The sequence below is a fragment of the Streptomyces sp. 3MP-14 genome (genome assembly GCF_006334905.2).
GTDB classification, from domain to species: Bacteria; Actinomycetota; Actinomycetes; order Streptomycetales; family Streptomycetaceae; genus Streptomyces; species Streptomyces triticirhizae.
Map to the genome: position 1 here is coordinate 1 of NZ_VDLZ02000038.1, position 1,062 is coordinate 1,062.

A 1,062-nucleotide genomic window follows, 5' to 3' on the forward strand; every position below is an offset into this window, starting at 1 on the left:
TGTATTGGCCTGCAGGGTTGTTTACGCGGCTGATGGGTGGTTGGCCTCCGAGTGCGGTGTGGGAGCGATGGTAGTTGTAGGTGTGGAGGTAGTCGGTCAGTGCGGCGGTTCGTTCGGTGTTGGTGGTGTAGGGGCGGAGGTAGGCCCATTCGTCGAGCAGGGTGCGGTTGAGTCGTTCGACTTTGCCGTTGGTCTGTGGGCGGTAGGCGCGGGTGAGTTTGCCGGTCGCGCCGAGGTCGGTCAGGGCGTCACGCCAGGCGAGGCTCTTGCGGTAGGCCCAGGCGTTGTCGGTCATGACGCGGTCGATGCGGTCGATGCCCACGCTGGCGAACCAGGTCGCGGCCCGGCGGAGGAAGGCGGCGCAGGTGGGGGCTTTCTCGTCCGTGTGGACCTCGCTGTAAGCCAGGCGGGTGTGGTCGTCGATGGCGGAGTGGATGTAGTCGTATCCGACGCCCGTCTTGGTGGTGCGGGATGCCTGGCGGCCGTGGACGCGCCATCCGCCGCCGTCGGGGATGCGGCCGAGTTTTTTCACGTCGACGTGGAGCAGTTCGCCGGGCCGTTCGCGTTCGTATCGGCGGATCACCTGGCCGGTGGGCCGGTCCAGCCAGGCGAGTCGGTTGAGACCGTGTCGGGTCAGGATGCGGTGCACCGTGGAGGTGGGCAGGCCGAGGATGGGGCCGATGCGGGCCGGGCCGAGTTTGCGGGCGGTGCGCAATGCGATGACGCGGGTTTCCAGGGCCGCGGCGACACGGTGGGGAGTGGTGTGCGGACGGCTGGGCCTGTCGGCCAGGCCGGCTTCGCCTTCCGCCCTCCACCGGCGGACCCACTTGTGGGCGGTCGCGCGGGAGACCCCCATTTCGGCGGCCACATGGGCGACGGGACGACCGGAGCAGACCCGCTCGACCAACAGCCGCCTGCCATGAACCGTCAGCCGGGCATTACGGTGGGACACGAAGACCTCCATGCGGTGCAGTCCTAGACAGCTCCACCACATCGGAGGTCTTCGTCATGCTCAAGCCCCAACCACTGTGACCAGTGTCAACAACGCTCGTGATCAATACA

General features: G+C 67.4%; 1 protein-coding gene. It reads right to left on the bottom strand.

The genetic code is table 11. From position 1 onward, the window contains the following. A partial coding sequence (locus FH609_RS30720) for an IS481 family transposase (RefSeq protein WP_152311260.1) occupies positions 1-952 on the bottom strand: 952 nt, incomplete at its 3' end. Between the last annotated feature and the right edge of the window lie 110 nt (positions 953-1,062).